The following is a 218-nucleotide window of genomic DNA, read 5'->3' on the forward strand; positions in this document are numbered from 1 at the left end:
AGGCTGCTCGAGGTGGTGGTGACACGGAATTTCATCCAGCCGTAGCCGTTCATCCGCTGGGCGATGGAGGTGACGTCGATGTCCTTCCATCCGGTGCTGCTCGTGCTGAGGCTCGCGTAATAGCCGGTGTTCACCGAGGTTCCGTTGGACTGGTACGGGTAGATCCGCAGGGTCCGCGAGGAGCTGATGGAGGAGACGTACACCCGCAGCACCACCTT

1 pseudogene is annotated in these 218 nt (G+C 61.5%); it reads right to left on the minus strand.

The features are described 5' to 3' along the window. Positions 1 to 218 (minus strand): annotated as a pseudogene (locus KI811_RS18475) (PKD domain-containing protein); the annotation flags it as partial.

Source organism: Geobacter hydrogenophilus (assembly GCF_018501225.1).
Classification (GTDB): Bacteria; Desulfobacterota; Desulfuromonadia; order Geobacterales; family Geobacteraceae; genus Geobacter; species Geobacter hydrogenophilus.